Origin of the sequence: Shewanella sp. FJAT-51649, assembly GCF_019457435.1 — a bacterium.
GTDB lineage: Bacteria > Pseudomonadota > Gammaproteobacteria > Enterobacterales > Shewanellaceae > Shewanella > Shewanella mangrovisoli.
On the sequence record NZ_CP080411.1, the window covers coordinates 2,394,378 to 2,414,401 of the forward strand.

Sequence of the window (20,024 nt, forward strand, 5' to 3'; positions counted from 1 at the left end):
CTCCGCTTTGAGCCGCAGACACTTGCGTTAACAAGAGCTTCAACAGATAGCTAAACAATGTGCTTTCACATTGAACGTCAACAGTGTCTGCGGTTAGGTGTTTATCCTCTTTTGTTGCGCAGCCTAGGCTCCAATAACCTAGGTACGCTAAATCTCAAGTGTGCTAACGTTCAGTAGTTCGCTTTAACTCACAATCGACACCTGAATAAATCTATTCTCTAATCAATAACTGCGCTTGGTTTTGAAGAAAGCAAGTAGCTGTTTTTGTTTACCCGCTTCAGATAACACATCATGGCAAGCCTTGCTGGCATTGCCGATCCCAACCACGTTTTGATCGACCATTTCAACCGTCGATGAGATATTTCTGGAAATATCTTCGGTCACGCTGGATTGTTCGCTCGATGCCGTGGCAACCACGGTATTAACATTGGAAATCGCATTGACGGAGGCTGAAATCCCCTGGAAAGCACTACGGACTTTTTCCGATACCAATTGTGACTCATCCAGCAAACTGGTATTGGCCTTCATATAATGGTCGGCTTTTTCCGCCTGTGACTGTAATTTTGAAATAATTTCTTGAATATCAATGGTGGATTGCTGAGTTTTAGCCGCAAGAGAGCGAACCTCATCGGCAACAACGGCAAAACCGCGACCCGCTTCTCCGGCCCTTGCCGCTTCAATCGCCGCATTAAGTGCCAGTAGGTTGGTTTGTTCGGAAATACTGGTAATCACGTCAATAACTGAGCCAATTTCGATAGAATAGTCTTTCAACTGATTCACTATGGCGCCTGAATCTCGGATCGCCGCCCCGATTTTGACTGAAATATTATCGGACTCGCCGAGGGATTTATTGCCTTCAGAGACATTGCCCATCGCCTCACCGGCACTGGTTTCCGCCTCGGTCGCATTTTTACTCACTTCCAGTGCCGTACTGGACATTTCATTGAGCGCCGTCGCGATTTGTTCTACCTGCACCAACATTTGCTGGGAATTATGCTCAACTTGATTCATGGTCGAGGCGAGTATTTCGGCCGAAGTCGCGGTATTGTCGGCAACGGTAATTAATTGCTCGGTCATTTCAGAGATTTTATCGGCAGTCTCATTACAACCCTGGGCCAAAATACCCAATTCATTGTTGCCAATATCGGCAATGCGCTCGGAAAGATCGCCATTAGCCAATTTCGCCATAAAACTCTGCACGGTTTTAATCGATGTAATAATAAATTTTGAAATAGCCGTCGACGTCACTAACACCAGCAATGACACTATAACCAAAATGAATAACATTATTTTGATCGATTCATCGTAAATCACATCGCCATAGTTGCTTGCGTCCTGCGCGCCTTTGTAATTCAGGTCTGATAATTTCAGCAATAAATCCGAGTATTCGTTATACGCCTCGAGTGATTCCGTCAGCAGCAATTGCTTAGCATCTTCGTTTTTATTTGCCCGTGACAGTATAAGCAGCTTCTGGTGAACGATCAGATATTCCTTATATAAGCGCTGAAAATCATTGAAGATATTTCGCTCTTCATTGCCGCTGATCAGTTGCTCATAGGTGCGGATAGAGTCATCGATTTGCGCTTTGGTTTTCTCCAGTTCACGCTCGGTATCTCGCATCTGTCCTTCATCCAGCGAGAGAATATGCCGGGATTCTAATACCCTAAGATCTGCGGTTTGACCGTTGAGTCGCTCGATGACCCGCACGGCTGGCAACCAGTCATTGGATATGACGGTAGACTGATCATTGATGACCTGCATTTTGCTCATTGCCATCATGGTTAACCCTAGAATTGCAATAATTGGAATCGCAAAAGCGCCAAGTAATAGGTGACTGATCTTTAGATTACGCATGTAAACCCCAGCAATGATGACTATGCTAAAATTCAGTTAAAAGAAGCCTAATGTAGGTATTTTTCCTTCCATAGATATATAAGTCAGAGTCTTCACTTTCGCTATGTCCACACAATGAATATTTGAATTGCACTAGTGACTTGCTTGTTTGCTCATGCAGCGGTATTGATAGTCACTTCCTGTCAATGCTTTCGGTTTCAATCATGTTCAATAGTCTTATGAACTCCGGATTTTTCGCAAAATTTCGTGGTCGGTTTTAATGAGTAACTCGACTTCTTCCTTAGGTAGGTCCGATAACGTTGGGATTGTTCTAGTTCTTTAGAGAGTCGGGGGCAATCGACTTGAGCTCTAATGCAATGAAGTGATATGAGCAGGGCGTTTTCAACGCTCAGGACATGATAAGTTATTACGTCTTATCGATAGTAATCTCAATGTTACCGATGCCGCGGCCCAACACCTATTAACGGGTTTGCGGATTGCTTTATTCCCAACAGTCCCACATTGGAGTCCTGTTTATGATTAACGAGGTAGAGCTATTTGGGATTTATGTATCTCCATTACTGATTTGCATGATATGTGCTTTTTTCTTAAGGATATTAATTTCAACATTATTGTTAAAGATAGGTGCTTATCAGCTTTTTGCCCAAAGGCCTATTTTTGTTACCGCCATGTTCATTTCACTAACTGGACTCATTTTTCATGTCTTTGCAAGGATGATGACAGTAATAAGTAACGTACTATCATGAATAAACAAATTTTTATATTTAGTTTCAATATATTGAGTACCATATCAATGGTCGTCATTTCTACATTTGTGGTATGGGAACTTTATGGTTATTACCATTTTTCACCACAAACGCGTGATGGCAAAATACGCGCTGAGATAGTGCAATTGGCCACCGATGTTTCTGGACGCATTGAAACCATCCATGTACATGATAATCAGCTTGTGAAAACAGGTGAGTTATTGTTTAGCTTGGATAAAACTCGATTCTTGAATGATGTTACACAAGCGCAAGCCAACCTAAAGTTATCCCAAGCTACCTTGCAAACCGCAGAGAGAGAATACAAACGTTACTCCAAACTCAATGATCTGGTTTCAGCACAACAACGAGATGACAAACGTGATGCTGTTTTATTGGCGCAGGCCAATCTTGAAAGTGCTAATGCAGAGCTAGAGTTAGCGCAGATTAACCTTAACAGTGCAGATGTCTTTTCGCCTGTCGATGGGGTCGTGACCAACTTTTCACTAAGGCCAGGTTCCTACGCTTCCACGGGCACACCAGTAATGGCATTAATTGACCAAAAAAGCTTTTATGTCTTAGGGTATTTCGAGGAGACTAAACTTAGCCGTATCCGTAATGGTGCCAAGGCTACAATTTCTGTCATGGGTGAAACACAGCCTATTTATGGTCATGTCGAAGGGTTATCAGCGGGAATTAACGACAGTGAACTCACGACCTCTTCAGGTACAATGCTCGCAAATGTTAATCCTACCTTTAGTTGGATCCGTCTAGCGCAGCGCATACCTGTACGGATTAAGATCGATACGGTTCAACCAGGAGTCAATCTCATTGCTGGAAGAACCGTTTCCGTAACTCTAGAAGAAATTGAATAACTCTGCGATTGAGCGAAGCCTAGTTCTAAAAGGCTAGGCTTTGTGTGCTGATAAGCGTTCAGATGGGCGGTTTTATTTTTTCCATTGCGCTCTTTTCTCCTTCAAGAAGTCGATAAATACTCGGGTTTTTGCCGACATATTTTCTCGAGAAGGCACATATAGAAAAAAGCCACTGAATGGAGGACACCAGTCGTCAAGTACCCGCACCAAATCTCCTTTTTCAACATGGCTTTTGACTGCAAAATCCATATGTTGAATTAACCCAAGATCGTTCAATGCCGCCCTTATCATGCCCTCATCATCATTGGTAATGAGTCTTCCATTGGGCTGAAAATTTATTTGACGACCATCAGCGTTGGGGGAGGTAAACTCCCAGTGGTATAGCGAATGGCTTGAAGAGTTTCTAAAGCCTAAACAATTGTGACCAGAAAGTTCCAATGGTGTAGTGGGTTTGCCATTTATTGCAAAATAGCGGGGAGAGGCAACGACAGCCATTTCTAGCATGGGCGTAATGGGAATCGCGACCACGTGTTCTGTCAATGATTCTCCGAGTCGAATTCCAGCGTCACATCCTTCTGCAATGATGTTTGCTAAACCGTCGTCCATCACCAGTTCAATTTTAAGCTCAGGATACTGAGCAAGAAATTCAGGCATATAAGGTTCTAGCAGATATTTAGCCGCCACCCGAGAAGTATTGATCCTAAGCAACCCTGAGGGTTCATCATGGGCTTGACCAATGTTTCTGAGTGCACGATCTATGTCCCCTAATGCAGGGAATACAGAATCAAACAATAATTGACCTTCTTCAGTCAGTGACATGTCTCGGGTGGTTCTAAATAGCAACTGAACGCCAAGTTTCTGCTCTAACGTCTTTAAACTTTGGGACAAGGCAGCTCTTGTAACCCCATATTCCTTGGCGACTTTAGTAAAACTTTTTATTTGAGCAATTCGAACAAACCACATTAATGCGGGTAAAAGAGTCGGATCCATAGTACACCAATTGTAAAATTTTACTTAACACTGTAGTTGTTATTGGGCTGTTTATCAATCCAAATAAGGGGGCTATATTTAACTCAACTTGTGAGGGCACATGTTGCTTGTTAAGTGAAATCTATTGAGGATAGTGATGATGAAAAGCGTAATGATCAAAAACAAATTCTGGGATATTGCAGCGGATATTTACTATCCACCAAGCTTCACAGAAGGCAATAAATATCCTGCCATTATCAGTGCTCACCCTATCGGTAGCTGCAAAGAACAAACCTCTGGTGAGGTTTACGGTGCTGCGCTAGCGAAAGCAGGTTTTGTGGTCATTGCTTTTGATGCGAGTTATCAAGGCGCCAGCGGTGGTGAACCTCGTTATATTGAAGATCCAACCCAACGAGTTGAAGACTTCCGAGTCGTGGTCGACTATCTGGTAACGCTCCCTTATGTTGATGAACATCGCATCGGGGTACTCGGGATTTGCGGTGGCGGTGGTTATGCGATTAACGCTGCGATGACTGAACGTCGTATCAAAGCCATTGGCACTGTTACTGGCGCAAATTATGGACGATTAATGCGTGAAGCATTCAGTGGTTTCGACCCTATCAGCGCTATGGAAGCCATGTCAGCACAACGTACTGCAGAAGTTCGTGGTGAAGCACGTCGAGTCGATGACTTACTCCCACCATCGCCTGAAGAAGCGCAACGTTTAGGTTTAATTGAAACCGATCTTTTCGGTGCAACTGAATACTACCGTTCAGATCGTGGCCGTAAACCAAATGGGGTAAACCGTTCATTGTTTTCTCACCAAGCTGTTGCGGTAGGTTGGGATGCATTTCATTTAGCAGAGGTGTTACTCACTCAACCCTTGATGGTTGTCGTGGGTGATAAAGTCGGTGCCTTCGGTGCTTACCGTGATGGTTGTGAGATTATTGGTCGTGCTGCGTCTAAGAAGAAAGAATTGGTTGAAATTCAAGGTTGGTCCCACTACGACTTATATGACAAACCAGAGCCCGTTGGCATGGCTTTAGATAAGTTGATCCCATTCTATCAAGCAAACCTTTAACCCAAAGCATGAGTGCCGCAGTCGTGGCACTCTTTTCAAGTCACCATTTTTATTGGTTGTGATATCGGTTGAATCTCAAACAAGCTAGGAACATCGTATGAAAAAAGTATTGATTTTGGGTGCCAATGGGCAGATAGCCCAGTGGGTAGTCGACATGCTCGCAGATAGCCAAGATGTGCAGCAAACACTGTTGGTTCGAGATCCAAGCAAATTGAATGTTGAATTACCAAGCAATGCGCAGTTAGTCATTGGTGATGTACTGAATCGAAAGTTGATTCATGAATTAGTGAAAGGGCAGGACATCGTCTACGCCAACTTGGCCGGAGAGTTGGATGCTCAAGCTAAAAACATTGTTGCGGCAATGCAAAACGCGAACGTCAATCGACTCATTTTCGTCAATTCGCTTGGGATCTACAATGAAGTGCCAGGGAAATTTGGTGAATGGAACGAGCGTGAGATAGGGGAATATCTGGGACCTTACCGTGATGCAGCAGATGCCATTGAAGCATCAGAACTTGATTACACGATTTTAAGAGCGGCCTGGCTGACAGATCATGACGAAGTTGATTATGAAGTGACACAGCGTGATGAGCCTTTTAAAGGGACTGTCGTATCACGTAAAAGTGTCGCAGCATTAATTACTCAAATTATTGATTCTCCGCAGAACTGGTCTAGAAGCAATCTTGGCGTTAACAAACCCAATAGTGATGGCGATATGCCCATTATTGATTAATGACGTGAATCAAATAGGTAAGGTTTATATGAAAGTTATTCTTTTTGGTGCATCGGGCATGGTTGGTAGCGCTGTTTTAAGAGAGAGTCTACTTGCTACAGATGTTGAAAAAGTGCTCACCATTGGTCGAAGTGCTTTAAAACTGACGCATCCAAAATTAGAAAGCATCGTGCTTAATAATTTGTATGACTATCAGGATGTCATGGAAATCATCGCTGAATATGATGCTTGCTTATTCTGCTTAGGGACATCTAGCGGAGATCGATCAGAAGAGGAATACATTCAGCTCAATCAAACGCTTCCTTTAACTGTCGCTGAAGCTTTCCATAAAGCTAATCCTGAAATGGCTTTTGTGTATATTTCAGGCAAGGGCACCGATTCAACCGAAAGTGGCAAAGTTGCTTGGGCAAGGATTAAAGGCAAAACTGAAAATAGTCTGTTAGGTATTGGGTTTAAAGCCGTGTACCTACTCAGACCTGCTCTGATTATCCCCAAAAATGGTGAGCAGTCGAAAACAACGGTTTACAGATTACTTTACCGATATACGGGTTGGGCAATGCAAATGGTGCAAGGGCTATTTCCGAGCATGATCACCGATACAGAAAAAATGGGACGGGCAATTTTTAACTTGTTACGCAAGAATGCAGCTTCGGCTGTGATCGAAAATGCTCAAATTAACGCAATTGCAAAGTGATGGATAACCAATATTTAAGGAGATGTTCACCATGGGCACAGTAGTGAAAGGCTATGCAGCGCATTCATCTGATACTCCATTAGTTCCTTTCACTTTTAATCGACGTGATTTACGTGAAGATGATGTGGAAATTGACATTCTCTATTGTGGTATTTGCCATACAGACATTCATCACGTCAGAAGCGATTGGGGTAAAGAAGAATATCCCATGGTACCAGAACATGAAATTATTGGGCGAGTAACAAAAGTCGGCGGCAAAGTGACTCGATTTAAACTAGGGCAGACAGTGGGTGTAGGATGCCTAGTCGACTCATGTCGAGAATGCTTTTCATGTAACCATCATCAAGAACAATACTGTGACAATTTTGTCCCGACATACGCAAGTAAAGATCGTCATGATGGCAGTCCTACCTATGGTGGTTATTCCGAAAAGATCATCGTTTCGCAAAACTTCGTACTTCACATTCCAGAAAATCTCGATTTGGCTAGTTCAGCTCCCTTACTGTGCGCAGGAATAACCGTATTCTCTCCACTTCGCCGCTGGAATGTCACTTCAGGTAAAAAAGTTGCAGTGATTGGCCTAGGTGGTTTGGGGCATATGGGGATCAAGATTGCTAAAGCAATGGGGGCAGAAGTGACCTTATTTAGTCGCTCTAAAGGTAAAGAAGATGATGCCTATGCCCTAGGTGCAGATAATGTTGTCATCTCGACATCGGAATCACAAATGCGGTCTGTCAGAGGAACATTCGATTTAATCATTGATACCATTCCTTACAATCACGATGTAAATCCGTATATCAATGCCCTTGCACCTGATGGAGCACTGGTTTTAGTTGGGTATTTTGGCGCGCTCGAGCCAAGGGTAGAAACGGTGCCTTTAATTGCCAGGGGCAAAAGCTTAACTGGCTCTTTGATAGGCGGTTTAGCAGAAACTCAAGAAATGCTAGATTTTTGTGGGGCTAATAATGTCGTTGCTGATATTGAACTAATCGATATCCAGGAGATTAATGGTGCTTTTGAGCGGCTCCTGAAGTCAGATGTAAAATATCGTTTTGTCATTGATATGCAGTCTTTGAAGTAACATCTCATTTAAAAAAGCAGGCTAGATAAACTAGCCTGCTTTTTATCTTATCGGTAATTGTTGTTTACGCAGCCTTTGTATGTCCTTTTGCGGCGGCAACCCAAACAAACGACTATATTCACGGCTAAACTGCGTTGCACTTTCGTATCCCACCATTGAGCTTGCCTGCGTCGCATCAAGTCCATTCATTAGCATTTGGTCTCTAGCTTCTTGGAGACGCAAGGTCTTTAGGTATTGCAGTGGGCTTGTTCCTGTCAGCGTTTTAAAATGCTGTCTGAATGTTGTACCACTCATGTGTGCTTTTTCAGCTAATTCATCCATTTCAACGGTTTGAGCAAAGTTATGCTTAAGCCAGGTCACCACTTTTAATATTTGGCTGCTCGGTACCCCCGATGATGCTAAGTGGCGTAGTTGTAACCCATGGGGCCCTTGTAGTAATCGAACAATGATTTCTTTCTCAACGAGTGGAATGAGACTCTTCGCGAATTGGTTATCCGATTGCAACTCAATGAGCCTTTTAAGCGCATCCGTTAATCCTGCATCAAGATCATGAATCGAAATCGGTTGATACTTGATATCGCGGACAGGCTTATCAAGATTTAATTCAGATGCCGTCTGAAGCAGCATCGTATAATCCAATTTCAACACTAACGCGACGAACGGGTTGTGCCGGCTTGCGTGCGTCACATGGGAAATTACCGGCAAATCCACGGTCGTTAACATCGACTGACCCGCAGAGCAGGGTAGAATATTGCCCTCATAGGAAATCTGTTTAGCACCTTGTATGGTGACGGCCAAACTCAGGGTATAAATACAATGCAGCGGTTCGGTGGGTGCATTGCGGTTATGCAGTGTGAGTTCGGGCAATGCTGTGGCATGATCACCTTCTCGTTTGCAGTGCTTAAGCACACTGTCACGCAATGTCTCAATATATTGATTGGTATTCATAGACTAATATCTACATTTTTAGTTACTTAGGTTGCTGACTGTCGAAGTCAGCCAACATTTGCTCTGTCGTAATTTGTGAGCCCATTCTGCCACGTTTTATATACTGATGCGCAAATGACTTCGCCCCTTTCGCTTGTACTAAAAGACCAAAATCATCGATAAAACGCTGTTCGAACTTACTGTTAAATGAGTTGTAGAGTATGACATCTTTTTCTGTTAAATCAGCATGTTGAACAAACTGCCAAATCGGTGGCGCAGGACTATATAACCAGATGGGGGCGCCCAAATACACTTTGTCGTACCCGTTAAGATTTATCTTAGTCGGGGATATTCTAGCAACATTATTTCGCGCATCTTTTAGGGCACTCATCCACCCTGGAATACCTAAGGCATAATCTTCAGCATCGATTTCAAACAGGTCTGCTTGTTCTGACTGGGCAATGTGTTGTGCTAATACACCTGTGTTTCCCGATCTTGAAAAATAGATGACCGCCGTTTTTGGCTTTAATGGATGAGCAGCATTATCAGTCATTTGCTCGCTATTCTGAGCATGTTGAAAATTCTCAATTCGTGTCACCACAAATGCAAACGTAAACAAGCACATCGCAATCAAAAACGACGAAAGAAAAAGCCATTTAATCATCTGTATTCCTTACGAGTTAAGCGTTTGAACTTAAAACGGCGGTAGGGACCATCGGTATAATCTTGCATCTCAAAAGCTGCATCCTTCCCTAAGTCCAACATTATCAAAACCAAGAGGTAGGAAAACCAGCGCCAGTGATTTACTGGCGCTAATCCGTCTTAATTAACGTAAATAGTCTTTGAAGAATGGTAAAATGCGTTCCATGGCAAGGCCTACAGGTTCCGATTTGTCATATAGGTCATAGTGGGACCAATCGGCCAACTCGACTAACTGTCTATCTTTAGAAGCAACCGAACGGCCATAGATTTCACGTCCATCGCTGTAGGCACCGAATGCGCCCACCTTTTGACCGATGACAGCCATAACGGGTTGAGTCATCAATGTTTCCGCAAAGGAGAAAGCATCCCATGATAGGGTTTTCTGAGCATGGGAAAACAGCATTCTGGTAGCTCCACCAGGTTGTTGGCCCCTTGGTGTTTTGTAATAGTCTGTAGCTTCATAGACATCACGCTCAGTCAGACCATTTTCTTTTGCAAACTCAAGGCTTGGTGGTAAAAGTTCATTCACCATCAATTGTGCACCTTGGGCCTCGGCAGTGCGTTGTGCCGCCATGGCCTCTAATGCGCCGATGGGATTGTACTGACTGAATCCTTCTCGGAATAAGCGACCGATATTGACTGGCGTAATGCCGACGACAGCTCTAATACGTTTTTCGGTTAAAGCAGCACCGATGATATAACCACCGCCACCACATATGCCGATACCACCGATTCGTTCTGCATCCACATTGGGAAGGGTTACGGCATAATCAATCACACGACTGACATCTTCCACACGCTGAGTTGGGTCTTCAACATAGCGGGGCATACCGCCAGACTCGCCTTGGAAGCTAGCGTCATAGGCGATAACAATATACCCCGCCTCTGCTAATGCTTTACCGTAAGTGGCACTCGATGTTTGTTCTTTACAGCTACCGAATGGGTGAACGCTGATAATCGTAGGGTACTTTTGGCTCTCATCAAAATTTGATGGAAACAGGATAAGCGCTGACATATCCCAACTCATATCCGCGTTTCGAAAATTAACTTTTTTCATGGAAGTTACCTCTTTAAGGAGGATGCTAGGTTACACTCCTAGCATCCATTCATAATTACAGCGTACGTTTAAAGAATGGGTACAACACACTGATAGCTTCTGCAATTTCTGCTTCGCCATCGTACAAGTCCATGTGGTTTGCACCTTCAACGATATACATTTGTTTATCTTGGCTCGCAGCTCGAGCCATCAGGTCGTCACTCATCCATTTACTGCCTGCTACGCTACCCACCACGGTTAATAAAGGTTGGGTTAAGAATGCTTCCGCTTTGAAGAACGCATCATAACTAATGATTTGCGTTAAGCTTCTTGCTGTACCAAATCCTGGCGCGGTACAGTAAGCGGCGCGGTCAGTGTGATAGTATTCCCAAGCTTGGCGTAGCTCTTCGTTAGGCGCGTCTTCCTCTTTCAGAGGTGCCATCGGCATCGTCGCCGTTGGGTTACCACTCGCATCCGATGTCCTTGAATCTGAGCCTGCTTGTAAGTAAGGAATAGCGTCACTGTCTTTAACGTTATTTTCCCAGCCGTTACGGAACATTTGACCAATGTTCACCATGCTGACAGTACCGACCGCTTTAATACGACGGTCATTGATTGCGGCGTTAGCGGTGTAACCAGCACCAGCACAGATCCCCATGGCGCCAATGCGATTGTTATCGACATAGGGAAGGGTAACCAAATAATCAATTGCCGCACTGACGTCTTCGGTACGTACATGTGGATTCTCTAGTTGACGAGGCTCACCACCACTTTCGCCCTGGTAAGATGCGTCATATGCCAATGCAATAAAGCCTTTTTCAGCCAGCTTTCGAGCATAGGTGCCTGCGGTTTGTTCTTTAACACCACCGCCTGGATGAGAAACGACGACAGCCGGATAGGTTTTAGTTTCATCAAATCCTGCTGGGAAATGAATTAAACCAGACATAGTGATGTTCAGACCGTTAGTGTTAGGGAATGTGACTTTGTTCATGAGAGTGATCTCCAGTTTGAAATTCATCGTAAATATAGAGTGTTGTGGTTATTCGTTTAGGTTGGTTGCAGTGTTCACAGGGAACCAACCTGTCGTTGACTCAATAATTTTCCATAATCCCATTGGGATTGTTTTTTGTGCTACGTCGTGCAGAGCGATAGTGAAATCCATCTCCTGTAAATTGTCCTGTTGTACCAGTTCAACCCAGTTAGGATTGATGACTAAGCTTTTACCTATGGCTGCGAGAGTCGCCCCCATATTCAAGGCTTGTTCTGCAACTTCTGGTGTGTCAATTCGGCCTGCGACAATCAATGGGATCCGATTCTGAAGATGGCTTACAATCCGCTCTATGGTTAACTCATGATTAGCTGAGTACATGACTTTTGAATTAACCACATCTGCTAGCGATGCATGGATGTAATCCACTTCCAAGCTTTGCAGTTCATCAATCAGTGCCAGTGTGTCTTCAATCTTAAGGCCGTCAATATCAGCCTCTTCCGACGAGAATCGATAACCAATGATGAAATCTGTCGGGGCTAACGCTTTAGCAACCCTTTTGACTTCCGACACGACCGCTAAAGGGAAGGCCATTCGTTTCTCAAGAGAACCACCCCATTGGTCTATACGTAGGTTGAATCTTGGTGACAGAAAATTTTGAATTAAAAAGCCATGTGCTCCATGCAGTTCAATACCATCAAAGCCTGCTTCAATTGCGCGTAGAGTGACCTGACCAAATGCGGTGACAATCTCATTAATCTCGCTTGGGGTAAGCTCACGTGGCGCGATATCCGAACCGTTAAAAGGACCAGGTGTTGCCATGGCATTACTTGAGCTAACGACACCACCTTCTACCAGCTCGGGTACGGCTTTATTGCCTGCGTGGAAAACTTGTAAGACAGCTTTCGCTCCGCCACTTTTGATCGCATCGGCTAATGCTTTTAAGCTTAGTGTGAATTTGTCATCAAACGCCGCGAACTCGTTATAAAACCCGACGCCATTGGGTGTGACATGGGTACACCCTGTGATGACCATCCCCACACCGTTTGAACGACGGCGGTAATAAGCAATTTCTTCATCTGAAACTGTGCCATCAAGATTCGCTGACCAGGTCGTCATCGGGGCCATCACGGTTGTATTACGCAGAATGCTGCCATTCTTGAACTGAAACGGTTTAAACAGTGTTGGAAATTGGGATGCCATTTTTTGCGCTCTTGGTTAACTCAACTTGGTTAAAAGTATAGAGTTCACCGACTGACAATCCTTGCCTAAAATGACGCGCTTATTGCCTGAAATGATGAGTTTGAAGGGGAGGTTAGAGCGGTAAAAATTTACCACTCTAAAGGTGGTTTTATATAAAAATTTTTAAAATCAAATAATAGCTAGTATATCTTGCCCGTTAGGCATTTCGGAGAATTTGACACAATTTAACGACTGCATGGCTTTTTACGCGCTTCTTTTATAGATTTCAGTTCTCTTAGTCTCGCCTGGGCAACAAATCTAAAAATTGGTGTAGTTAGGTTCTAATCAATACAATTAATTGCATGTCTACTGAGTGGATTTCAGCTGGGCATGCTTTGGGAGATTTACATAGAGTGATATGTAATTAATAAATGACTCTTGATGACTTTAATTACTGTACCCATCGGTATATATTGATTGGGTCTTCTATGTAATTGGGTCGGCAGTCTTTTGTTTGGAGTTGCAATTTTATGAGTTCTAATACGGTAGGGCGTCCACGCGAGTTTGATATCGACGATGCATTGCAAAAGGCGCTTAACGTTTTTTGGAACAAGGGATATGAAGGGACATCCTTGCCTGATTTAACCAACGCAATGGGAATAAACAGACCCAGCATCTATTCTACTTTTGGCAATAAAGAGCAATTATTCTTAAAAGCGGTAGAACTGTACGAAAGCCAGGTTGGTGGCTTTTTTTATCCATCATTAAACGAGCCGACCGCCTACAAAGTTGCTGAACGAATTTTGCTCGGAGCAGCCGCTGAATATGGAAATCCACACAACCCCAAAGGTTGTATGATGGTGCAAAGTGCTTTAGCTTGCAGTGATAGTGGCCAAAGCGTCAAAAATGAATTGATAGCGCGGCGTCAAATGGGATATTCGCGCTTAGTTGTGCGATTTCAAGAAGCTGTTACCTCGGGTGATTTAGACAACGATACTGATCCGGAAGCTTTAGCTGCTTTTATTCTAACAGTCGTTCAAGGACTATCAATCCAAGCAACAAATGGTGCGTGCGCTATGCAACTTCATAAGGTTGCTATCGTTGCGTTACAGGCATTTACTTCGTTTAAGTAAAGTTTGAGTCGCTCTGATTAAATCTGGAGGTATATCTGGATGGTTAGTGGCCGCTAAGCATTGATAAACAGAGATTCGGGAACATCGTTTCACATAAGTGCTGTATATACAGTCACATTCAAATCTAAGTCGCTTTTCGCGTTTTTAAACTCATTAGTTTGCGCATTCTCCAATCTGGTTATCACCGTTAGAGTTTAAATGTCAGTATGTTATCGGGATCAAAGTCGTCTAGTGAAATCGTGTCGATTCCATCTTTTCCTTGGCCAATGATTCCTTTGGGAGATTCAAGCTATTTTGCATTTTAAGCTGCTGTTGTGAGCCAACTAGAGGGGTCAATAAAAAAATCGTCAAAAGCTACTTATGCCAACAGGTTTGGCACGAAATGGGCACAAATTTAGAAAAACGGCGAATTGTGGGGGAACGCGGTAAATGTGGTTCAAACAATAGAGGCAAAATCAGGTAGAGCCAAAGGGAGGGGCATGTTTGAATGTTTATGGAAAAACCATGAACTGGCACGAAGATTTTATGTTAGGCACAAATAAAATTAAGCATCCGGATGGAATATTATTTTGAATTGAAGTTTTATAGGGAGTTAAAGCGAGAAATGGTACACCCGAGTGGACTCGAACCACCGACCCCTACCATGTCAAGGTAGTGCTCTAACCAACTGAGCTACGGGTGCACTGTTTACTTTTTAAAAAGTAATTCACTTTTTAGACTCTGTGAAGAGAGTGGTACACCCGAGTGGACTCGAACCACCGACCCCTACCATGTCAAGGTAGTGCTCTAACCAACTGAGCTACGGGTGCATCGTTTTAATTGTTGCCTCAACACAACTTAGCGTTGCGCTTCGGAACGAGCGCTATATTAGGGGGATAGCGAAAGGCTGGCAAGCAAAAAAATGAATTTTATTGCCAAATGGTGAATTGCTGTGCAACTTGTCCAGTGTTTCAGCAAAGTTGTTGATAAAACGGCAAGTTAGACTGAGATGCAGGCCAAAATCACCCCGCGCGAAATAAAACGGCGAGCCAAATGCTCGCCGTTTTATCTTTCTATCTGCTTAATGATGCACGCTGTCGCCTTCAATCAAACTTAAATGCACACCATGCTTTTGAATATAACGAAGGCGGATGAAAAACAGCAGCGCCGCTGAGGTGAGGCCGGCAATTAATCCAGTCCAAAAACCATGGGCGCCCATGGCGGGTACGATAAAGTCGGTATACGCCAAGGTATAACCTAATGTCATGCCAATGCCCCAGTAGGAAAACAGCGTAATATAAAACGCACTGCGGGTATCTTTATATCCACGCAAGGCACCAGCAGCGACCACTTGGACTGAGTCAGATAATTGATACAGCGCGGCCATGAGCATCAAACTGCCGGCAAGTACCACCACTTCAGGATCGCTGTTATACAACTCAGCGATTTGGAAGCGGAATAACACCGTTAAGATTGCCGTCGACAAGGCCAATGAAAGCGCCAACCACAATCCAACCTTTGCCACCACGGCAGAAATATCTGCGCGATCGCGGCCGAGGTAGTAGCCAATACGAATCGAGACGGCAATACCAATCGAAAGCGGCAACATAAATACTATGGCGGAGAAGTTGAGCGCAATCTGATGACTTGCCACTACGGTCGCGCCTAATGGCGCCAACAGCAGGGCAATAATTGCAAATAGGCTCACCTCAAAGAAGAGCGCCATCGCAATCGGCATCCCAAGCTTCGTCATCTTCTTTATGATGGCAAAATCAGGGCGATGAAACTGGCTAAAGGGCGCCAATGCGGCAAACTTTTTATGTAGCTGCATATAAATCGTCATGGCTATCAACATGGCCCAAAACACCAGTGCTGTCGCGACACCACAACCAGCACCGCCCATGGCAGGCACGCCGAAATGGCCATAAATAAAGATATAGTTCGCCGGAATATTCACCGCTAGCCCAACGAATCCGATGATCATGGTCGGCAACGTATAAGAAATCCCTTCGCTGCAACCGCGTAATACCTGATAGAGCACAAATGCGGGCGCGCCCCATAAAATACCGTCGATATATCCTATGGTTAAGTTGTACAATTGAGGCTCTAAATTCATATGGCTGAGCACGAGTGGGGCGGATGCAAGAAACACCATTACGCCAATGCCACCAATTAAGGCCAGATAAGCGCCTTGAAACGCCAGCGGTTGAATCGCTTTCTGATTATTTGCGCCATTATGATGGGCAAATAACGGTGTAAACGCCATCAGCAGCCCTTGAACAAATAAGATGGCGGGTAACCAAAGACTGGTTCCTACGGCCACGGCGGCCATATCGACAGCACTGACGCGGCCCGCCATAACAGTATCGATAAACCCCATCATGGTTTGGGTCACTTGGGCGATCAACACAGGGAGTGCGAGTTGAATTAAGCGTTTGGCCTGAAAGCCTGAATGATTCATAAATACAGCCTTTAACGAATAAGCGAGCAAAAAATGTTTACTGGTATAGTTCAAGCCACCTGCGAGGTGGTTGCAATACATAAGAAAGATGGCCTAAATACCCTTGAGGTAGCGTTTAAACCTGATTTGCATGAGGGACTTGCGATTGGTGCAAGTGTGGCAAATAACGGGGTATGTCTGACGGTGACTCAGGTCGCTGATGATAGGGTATTTTTCGATGTAGTGGAAGAGACCTTAAGGCTGACAAACCTTGCCAATTTGACCGTGGGTCAGCGGGTGAACATTGAGCGTTCTTTGACGTTCGGTAGTGAAATCGGCGGTCATATCCTCTCGGGACACATTCATACCAAGGCGAAAGTCAGCCACATTAGTCACACCGAGCAGCATTATGATCTGACCTTAAGCGTCGAGCCCAAATGGATGAACTATATCCTTTATAAAGGCTTTGTCGGGGTAAACGGTTGCAGCTTAACAGTAGGCGAGGTGACCGAGAGCAGTTTTATGCTGCACTTGATCCCAGAAACCCTCAAATTGACCAATTTAGGCCAGTGTCAGGTTGGAGATGAGTTAAATATCGAAATTGACAGCCAAACCCAAGCCATCGTCGACACCGTCGAGCGTGTGCTGGCCAAACGTTTTAGCGGCCAATCTTAATTAACATGCCTAGTAAATTTGCTCGTCGTCCGAGTCAATATATAACTCTATGGTGCGGCGGGCATCATCCACATGTAAACGCAGGTGGATGGGGTTACAACAAATTCGGCAGTCATCGTAATAATCCTGATCGCCGCTGCTGGCATCAATACTAATATGTTGATGGTGTCCGCAGTGGGGGCAGGCAATCACTTTATTCATGATCCTCATGGCGCAACTCCTCTCTAACCAATGCTAGGGATGACACTTGTCGCTAAGCCTTCATACTGGCTTTAGTTGAGTATACAAGAATGTGCCGTGGCAACTTAGATAAAGTCGGTATCAAAATCTCAGTAACTAGATTTTTCCGTTCATCTCAGCGCGGGGTACTTTTTTCATTGAGATTTATCTAGCGTAAGAATCGTCAAGCAATGCGACCGGCTAAGCTAACTCAATCCTTTACCGTCATAAGTTCGATAGGCGCCGTCGGTAGTATGCCTTCCTCTATATTGTCACTAATGGCTTGCGATAGTTGCTCTATTTGCTGCAAAAGCTCGGCGTTCAGGTGGAGTGAGTGTCGTGGGGCTAACTGGGATTGGGTTCTGGGCGACTTGGCTAAGCGCAACCGTCAATAGGATACACGTGAACATACCAACTCCTTTGGCTTCATTATTTACGGCAATATGACTGCGTGGTAGGCATGGTGGAATCCTTCAACCAACCCGCAATCATTTAACGCGCATAGCGTAGGAGTGTTAGATGACTGCCACATGAACGATTGACTGCAATATGATGAATTCACGGCAAACTTTGCGGATTGGTGTTAATAAAGAAGCTGATTTGAGTGCTAAGCCCCGCAATTGGGCCATTTAACTTGCGCGCCTTAAAGGCTATCCCGTAGAATAACTGTCCTGTTACGCAAGGCGGCTAAGACTCCTGTACTGTCTTAACCTCGCGAGCATTCTCTTTTTACTTAATCACCATGTGGCCCTACGTGTGGGTCACCACTGGACAAGGATATTTCATGCCTGTAATTACACTTCCTGATGGTAGCAAGCGCGAGTTTGCACATCCCGTATCGACTCTCGATGTTGCCGCTGATATCGGCCCTGGTCTTGCTAAAGCCTGTATCGCTGGTCGCGTGAATGGCGAGCTCAAAGACGCTTGCGATCTTATCGAAACCGATGCTGAACTTTCTATTATTACCGCTAAAGACGAAGAAGGTATTGAAATCCTTCGCCATTCTTGCGCGCATTTATTAGGCCATGCAATCAAGCAATTATGGCCACAAACCAAGATGGCGATCGGTCCTGTGATCGATAACGGCTTCTATTACGACATCGATCTTGAGCACAAACTGACTCAAGAAGATATCGAAGCCCTCGAAAAACGTATGCTGGAACTGGCGAAAACCAATTACGACGTAGTTAAACGCGTTGTGAGCTGGCAAGAAGCCCGTGATACCTTTGCCGCCCGCGGTGAAGAATACAAGATTGCGATTCTGGATGAGAACATCAGCAAAGATGCGACTCCAGCGCTGTATCACCACGAAGAATACACTGACATGTGCCGTGGTCCACACGTGCCAAACATGCGTTTCTGCCATCATTTCAAGTTGATGAGCATTGCCGGCGCTTACTGGCGCGGTAACTCTGAAAACAAGATGCTGCAACGTATTTACGGTACTGCATGGGCGGATAAAAAAGCCCTGAGCACTCATTTAGCCCGCCTCGAAGAAGCGGCTAAACGTGACCACCGTAAAATTGGTAAGCAGCTCGACCTCTACCATATGCAAGAAGAAGCACCAGGCATGGTGTTCTGGCATAACGATGGTTGGAGCATCTTCCTCGAATTAGAACGTTTCATTCGCCGTAAGTTAAATCAATACACTTACCAAGAAGTGAAAGGTCCGTTGATGATGGACCGCGTACTGTGGGAACGTTCTGGTCACTGGGATAAGTACTCAGAAGCCATGTTCACAACCAGCAGTGAAAACCGTGAATACGCGGTTAAGCCAATGAACTGCCCAGGCCACGTACAGATCTTCAACCAAGGGTTGAAATCTTACCGTGATCTGCCACTACGTATGGCGGAATTTGGTTGCTGTCACCGCAATGAGCCATCAGGTTCGCTGCACGGACTCATGCGCGTCCGTGGTTTTACTCAAGACGATGCCCATATCTTCTGTACTGAAGATCAGGTTCAAGCAGAAGTCAGCTCTTGTATCCAAATGGTATACGACACTTACTCAACATTTGGCTTTGAGAACATCGTTGTAAAACTGTCGACTCGCCCAGAAAAGCGTATCGGTGACGATGCAATGTGGGACAGAGCCGAAGAAGCTCTTAAGCAAGCTTTACGTGCGAACAATATCGAATTCACCATTTTACCGGGTGAAGGCGCCTTCTACGGTCCGAAGATTGAGTTCACGCTGCACGACTGTTTAGACCGTGCATGGCAATGCGGTACTGTGCAATTAGACTACGCATTACCGAGCCGTTTAGGTGCTACTTATGTCGCCGAAGATAACAGCCGTCAAACGCCTGTGATGATCCATCGTGCGATTTTAGGCTCGTTGGAGCGTTTCTTAGGTATTTTGATCGAAGAATACGCAGGTCGTTTCCCAACTTGGTTGGCTCCAATGCAAGTTGTCGTGATGAATATCACCGACAAACAGGCTGATTATGTTGAAGAAGTGGTCAAATTCTTCAAAGAACAAGGTATTCGCGCCTCATTTGACTTGAGGAATGAGAAAATAGGCTTTAAAATACGCGAGCACACCTTAAGGCGTGTTCCTTATTTATTGGTCGTTGGCGATCAGGAAATGGAAAATAAGGAAGTTGCGGTGCGTACTCGTGATGGCGTTGACTTAGGTAAGATGCGAATCGAAGATTTCGCCGCTAAGATCCATCAACAAATTTCGCTCCGTAGTCTCAAATTGTTGGAGGAATAG

The 20,024-nt window shown here is 44.6% G+C and carries 18 protein-coding genes and 2 tRNA genes; 9 read left to right on the plus strand and 11 right to left on the minus strand.

From position 1 onward, the window contains the following. Window positions 1-222 precede the first annotated feature (222 nt). Window positions 223-1,854 (minus strand): methyl-accepting chemotaxis protein, encoded by a 1,632-nt coding sequence (locus K0H59_RS10660; RefSeq protein ID WP_220055518.1) that lies wholly within the window; start codon window positions 1,852-1,854, stop codon window positions 223-225. Between the two features lie 515 nt (window positions 1,855-2,369). Between K0H59_RS10660 and K0H59_RS21375 the strand changes: the two genes are divergently transcribed. Both K0H59_RS21375 and K0H59_RS10670 read left to right on the plus strand, forming a co-directional pair. Beyond that, complete coding sequence (locus K0H59_RS21375; protein WP_220055519.1) at window positions 2,370-2,600, plus strand: DUF1656 domain-containing protein; 231 nt, start codon at window positions 2,370-2,372, stop codon at window positions 2,598-2,600. Beyond that, entirely contained in the window at window positions 2,597-3,472 is an 876-nt protein-coding gene (locus tag K0H59_RS10670) for an HlyD family secretion protein (protein WP_220055520.1), read from the plus strand. Before K0H59_RS21375 ends, K0H59_RS10670 begins: the two co-directional genes overlap by 4 nt. 72 nt (window positions 3,473-3,544) lie before the next feature. Here K0H59_RS10670 and K0H59_RS10675 read toward each other — a convergent pair whose 3' ends face one another. Beyond that, window positions 3,545-4,462: a LysR family transcriptional regulator gene (locus K0H59_RS10675; RefSeq protein WP_220055521.1), complete on the minus strand. Its 918-nt coding sequence runs from the start codon at window positions 4,460-4,462 to the stop codon at window positions 3,545-3,547. 136 nt (window positions 4,463-4,598) lie between these two features. Here K0H59_RS10675 and K0H59_RS10680 point away from each other — a divergent pair, with 136 nt between their 5' ends. The 4 genes from K0H59_RS10680 (at window position 4,599) to K0H59_RS10695 (ending at window position 8,030) form a co-directional block, all read left to right on the plus strand. Continuing rightward, entirely contained in the window at window positions 4,599-5,522 is a 924-nt protein-coding gene (locus K0H59_RS10680; RefSeq protein WP_258405910.1) for an alpha/beta hydrolase, read from the plus strand. 97 nt (window positions 5,523-5,619) lie between these two features. Continuing rightward, window positions 5,620-6,255 (plus strand): SDR family oxidoreductase, encoded by a 636-nt coding sequence (locus K0H59_RS10685; protein ID WP_220055522.1) that lies wholly within the window; start codon window positions 5,620-5,622, stop codon window positions 6,253-6,255. A gap of 28 nt (window positions 6,256-6,283) precedes the next feature. Continuing rightward, complete coding sequence (locus K0H59_RS10690; protein ID WP_220055523.1) at window positions 6,284-6,949, plus strand: NAD-dependent epimerase/dehydratase family protein; 666 nt, start codon at window positions 6,284-6,286, stop codon at window positions 6,947-6,949. 31 nt (window positions 6,950-6,980) lie between these two features. After that, window positions 6,981-8,030: an NAD(P)-dependent alcohol dehydrogenase gene (locus tag K0H59_RS10695; RefSeq protein ID WP_220055524.1), complete on the plus strand. Its 1,050-nt coding sequence runs from the start codon at window positions 6,981-6,983 to the stop codon at window positions 8,028-8,030. 42 nt (window positions 8,031-8,072) lie between these two features. Here the strand turns inward: K0H59_RS10695 and K0H59_RS10700 are convergent, their stop codons facing one another. The 5 genes from K0H59_RS10700 to K0H59_RS10720 all read right to left on the minus strand — a co-directional run bounded on the left by K0H59_RS10700 (window position 8,073) and on the right by K0H59_RS10720 (window position 12,886). After that, complete coding sequence (locus K0H59_RS10700) at window positions 8,073-8,978, minus strand: AraC family transcriptional regulator (RefSeq protein WP_220055525.1); 906 nt, start codon at window positions 8,976-8,978, stop codon at window positions 8,073-8,075. A 22-nt stretch (window positions 8,979-9,000) separates the two neighbouring features. Next, window positions 9,001-9,621 (minus strand): flavodoxin, encoded by a 621-nt coding sequence (locus K0H59_RS10705; protein WP_220055526.1) that lies wholly within the window; start codon window positions 9,619-9,621, stop codon window positions 9,001-9,003. Between the two features lie 162 nt (window positions 9,622-9,783). Beyond that, window positions 9,784-10,716 (minus strand): alpha/beta hydrolase, encoded by a 933-nt coding sequence (locus K0H59_RS10710; RefSeq protein WP_220055527.1) that lies wholly within the window; start codon window positions 10,714-10,716, stop codon window positions 9,784-9,786. A 55-nt stretch (window positions 10,717-10,771) separates the two neighbouring features. Continuing rightward, the gene (locus K0H59_RS10715) at window positions 10,772-11,686 is read right to left on the minus strand and encodes an alpha/beta hydrolase (protein WP_220055528.1); all 915 of its coding nucleotides are present in this window, start codon (window positions 11,684-11,686) and stop codon (window positions 10,772-10,774) included. 48 nt (window positions 11,687-11,734) lie between these two features. After that, the gene (locus K0H59_RS10720; protein WP_220055529.1) at window positions 11,735-12,886 is read right to left on the minus strand and encodes an NADH-dependent flavin oxidoreductase; all 1,152 of its coding nucleotides are present in this window, start codon (window positions 12,884-12,886) and stop codon (window positions 11,735-11,737) included. A gap of 509 nt (window positions 12,887-13,395) precedes the next feature. Here K0H59_RS10720 and K0H59_RS10725 point away from each other — a divergent pair. Beyond that, window positions 13,396-13,998: a TetR/AcrR family transcriptional regulator gene (locus K0H59_RS10725; protein ID WP_220055530.1), complete on the plus strand. Its 603-nt coding sequence runs from the start codon at window positions 13,396-13,398 to the stop codon at window positions 13,996-13,998. A 605-nt stretch (window positions 13,999-14,603) separates the two neighbouring features. Here the strand turns inward: K0H59_RS10725 and K0H59_RS10730 are convergent. From K0H59_RS10730 to K0H59_RS10740, 3 genes are all read right to left on the minus strand, one after another. Further along, window positions 14,604-14,680 (minus strand) — tRNA-Val (locus K0H59_RS10730). Between the two features lie 50 nt (window positions 14,681-14,730). Further along, window positions 14,731-14,807 (minus strand) — tRNA-Val (locus K0H59_RS10735). Between the two features lie 251 nt (window positions 14,808-15,058). Continuing rightward, on the minus strand, window positions 15,059-16,438 hold the full coding sequence (locus K0H59_RS10740) for an MATE family efflux transporter (protein WP_220055531.1): 1,380 nt from the start codon (window positions 16,436-16,438) through the stop codon (window positions 15,059-15,061). Window positions 16,439-16,471: 33 nt separating this feature from the next. Here K0H59_RS10740 and K0H59_RS10745 point away from each other — a divergent pair, with 33 nt between their 5' ends. Further along, on the plus strand, window positions 16,472-17,092 hold the full coding sequence (locus K0H59_RS10745; RefSeq protein ID WP_220055532.1) for a riboflavin synthase subunit alpha: 621 nt from the start codon (window positions 16,472-16,474) through the stop codon (window positions 17,090-17,092). 9 nt (window positions 17,093-17,101) lie between these two features. Here K0H59_RS10745 and K0H59_RS10750 read toward each other — a convergent pair whose 3' ends face one another. Continuing rightward, complete coding sequence (locus K0H59_RS10750) at window positions 17,102-17,302, minus strand: CPXCG motif-containing cysteine-rich protein (RefSeq protein WP_011622722.1); 201 nt, start codon at window positions 17,300-17,302, stop codon at window positions 17,102-17,104. Window positions 17,303-18,095: 793 nt separating this feature from the next. Between K0H59_RS10750 and thrS the strand changes: the two genes are divergently transcribed. Next, entirely contained in the window at window positions 18,096-20,024 is a 1,929-nt protein-coding gene (thrS, locus tag K0H59_RS10755) for a threonine--tRNA ligase (protein ID WP_011622724.1), read from the plus strand.

Bases quoted from the DNA above. Each gene is read 5' to 3' on its own strand.
- K0H59_RS10660 (WP_220055518.1), bottom strand. From the start codon at position 1,854: ATGCGTAATCTAAAGATCAGTCACCTATTACTTGGCGCTTTTGCGATT.
- K0H59_RS21375 (WP_220055519.1), top strand. From the start codon at position 2,370: ATGATTAACGAGGTAGAGCTATTTGGGATTTATGTATCTCCATTACTG.
- K0H59_RS10670 (WP_220055520.1), top strand. From the start codon at position 2,597: ATGAATAAACAAATTTTTATATTTAGTTTCAATATATTGAGTACCATA.
- K0H59_RS10675 (WP_220055521.1), bottom strand. From the start codon at position 4,462: ATGGATCCGACTCTTTTACCCGCATTAATGTGGTTTGTTCGAATTGCT.
- K0H59_RS10680 (WP_258405910.1), top strand. From the start codon at position 4,599: ATGATGAAAAGCGTAATGATCAAAAACAAATTCTGGGATATTGCAGCG.
- K0H59_RS10685 (WP_220055522.1), top strand. From the start codon at position 5,620: ATGAAAAAAGTATTGATTTTGGGTGCCAATGGGCAGATAGCCCAGTGG.
- K0H59_RS10690 (WP_220055523.1), top strand. From the start codon at position 6,284: ATGAAAGTTATTCTTTTTGGTGCATCGGGCATGGTTGGTAGCGCTGTT.
- K0H59_RS10695 (WP_220055524.1), top strand. From the start codon at position 6,981: ATGGGCACAGTAGTGAAAGGCTATGCAGCGCATTCATCTGATACTCCA.
- K0H59_RS10700 (WP_220055525.1), bottom strand. From the start codon at position 8,978: ATGAATACCAATCAATATATTGAGACATTGCGTGACAGTGTGCTTAAG.
- K0H59_RS10705 (WP_220055526.1), bottom strand. From the start codon at position 9,621: ATGATTAAATGGCTTTTTCTTTCGTCGTTTTTGATTGCGATGTGCTTG.
- K0H59_RS10710 (WP_220055527.1), bottom strand. From the start codon at position 10,716: ATGAAAAAAGTTAATTTTCGAAACGCGGATATGAGTTGGGATATGTCA.
- K0H59_RS10715 (WP_220055528.1), bottom strand. From the start codon at position 11,686: ATGAACAAAGTCACATTCCCTAACACTAACGGTCTGAACATCACTATG.
- K0H59_RS10720 (WP_220055529.1), bottom strand. From the start codon at position 12,886: ATGGCATCCCAATTTCCAACACTGTTTAAACCGTTTCAGTTCAAGAAT.
- K0H59_RS10725 (WP_220055530.1), top strand. From the start codon at position 13,396: ATGAGTTCTAATACGGTAGGGCGTCCACGCGAGTTTGATATCGACGAT.
- K0H59_RS10740 (WP_220055531.1), bottom strand. From the start codon at position 16,438: ATGAATCATTCAGGCTTTCAGGCCAAACGCTTAATTCAACTCGCACTC.
- K0H59_RS10745 (WP_220055532.1), top strand. From the start codon at position 16,472: ATGTTTACTGGTATAGTTCAAGCCACCTGCGAGGTGGTTGCAATACAT.
- K0H59_RS10750 (WP_011622722.1), bottom strand. From the start codon at position 17,302: ATGAGGATCATGAATAAAGTGATTGCCTGCCCCCACTGCGGACACCAT.
- thrS (WP_011622724.1), top strand. From the start codon at position 18,096: ATGCCTGTAATTACACTTCCTGATGGTAGCAAGCGCGAGTTTGCACAT.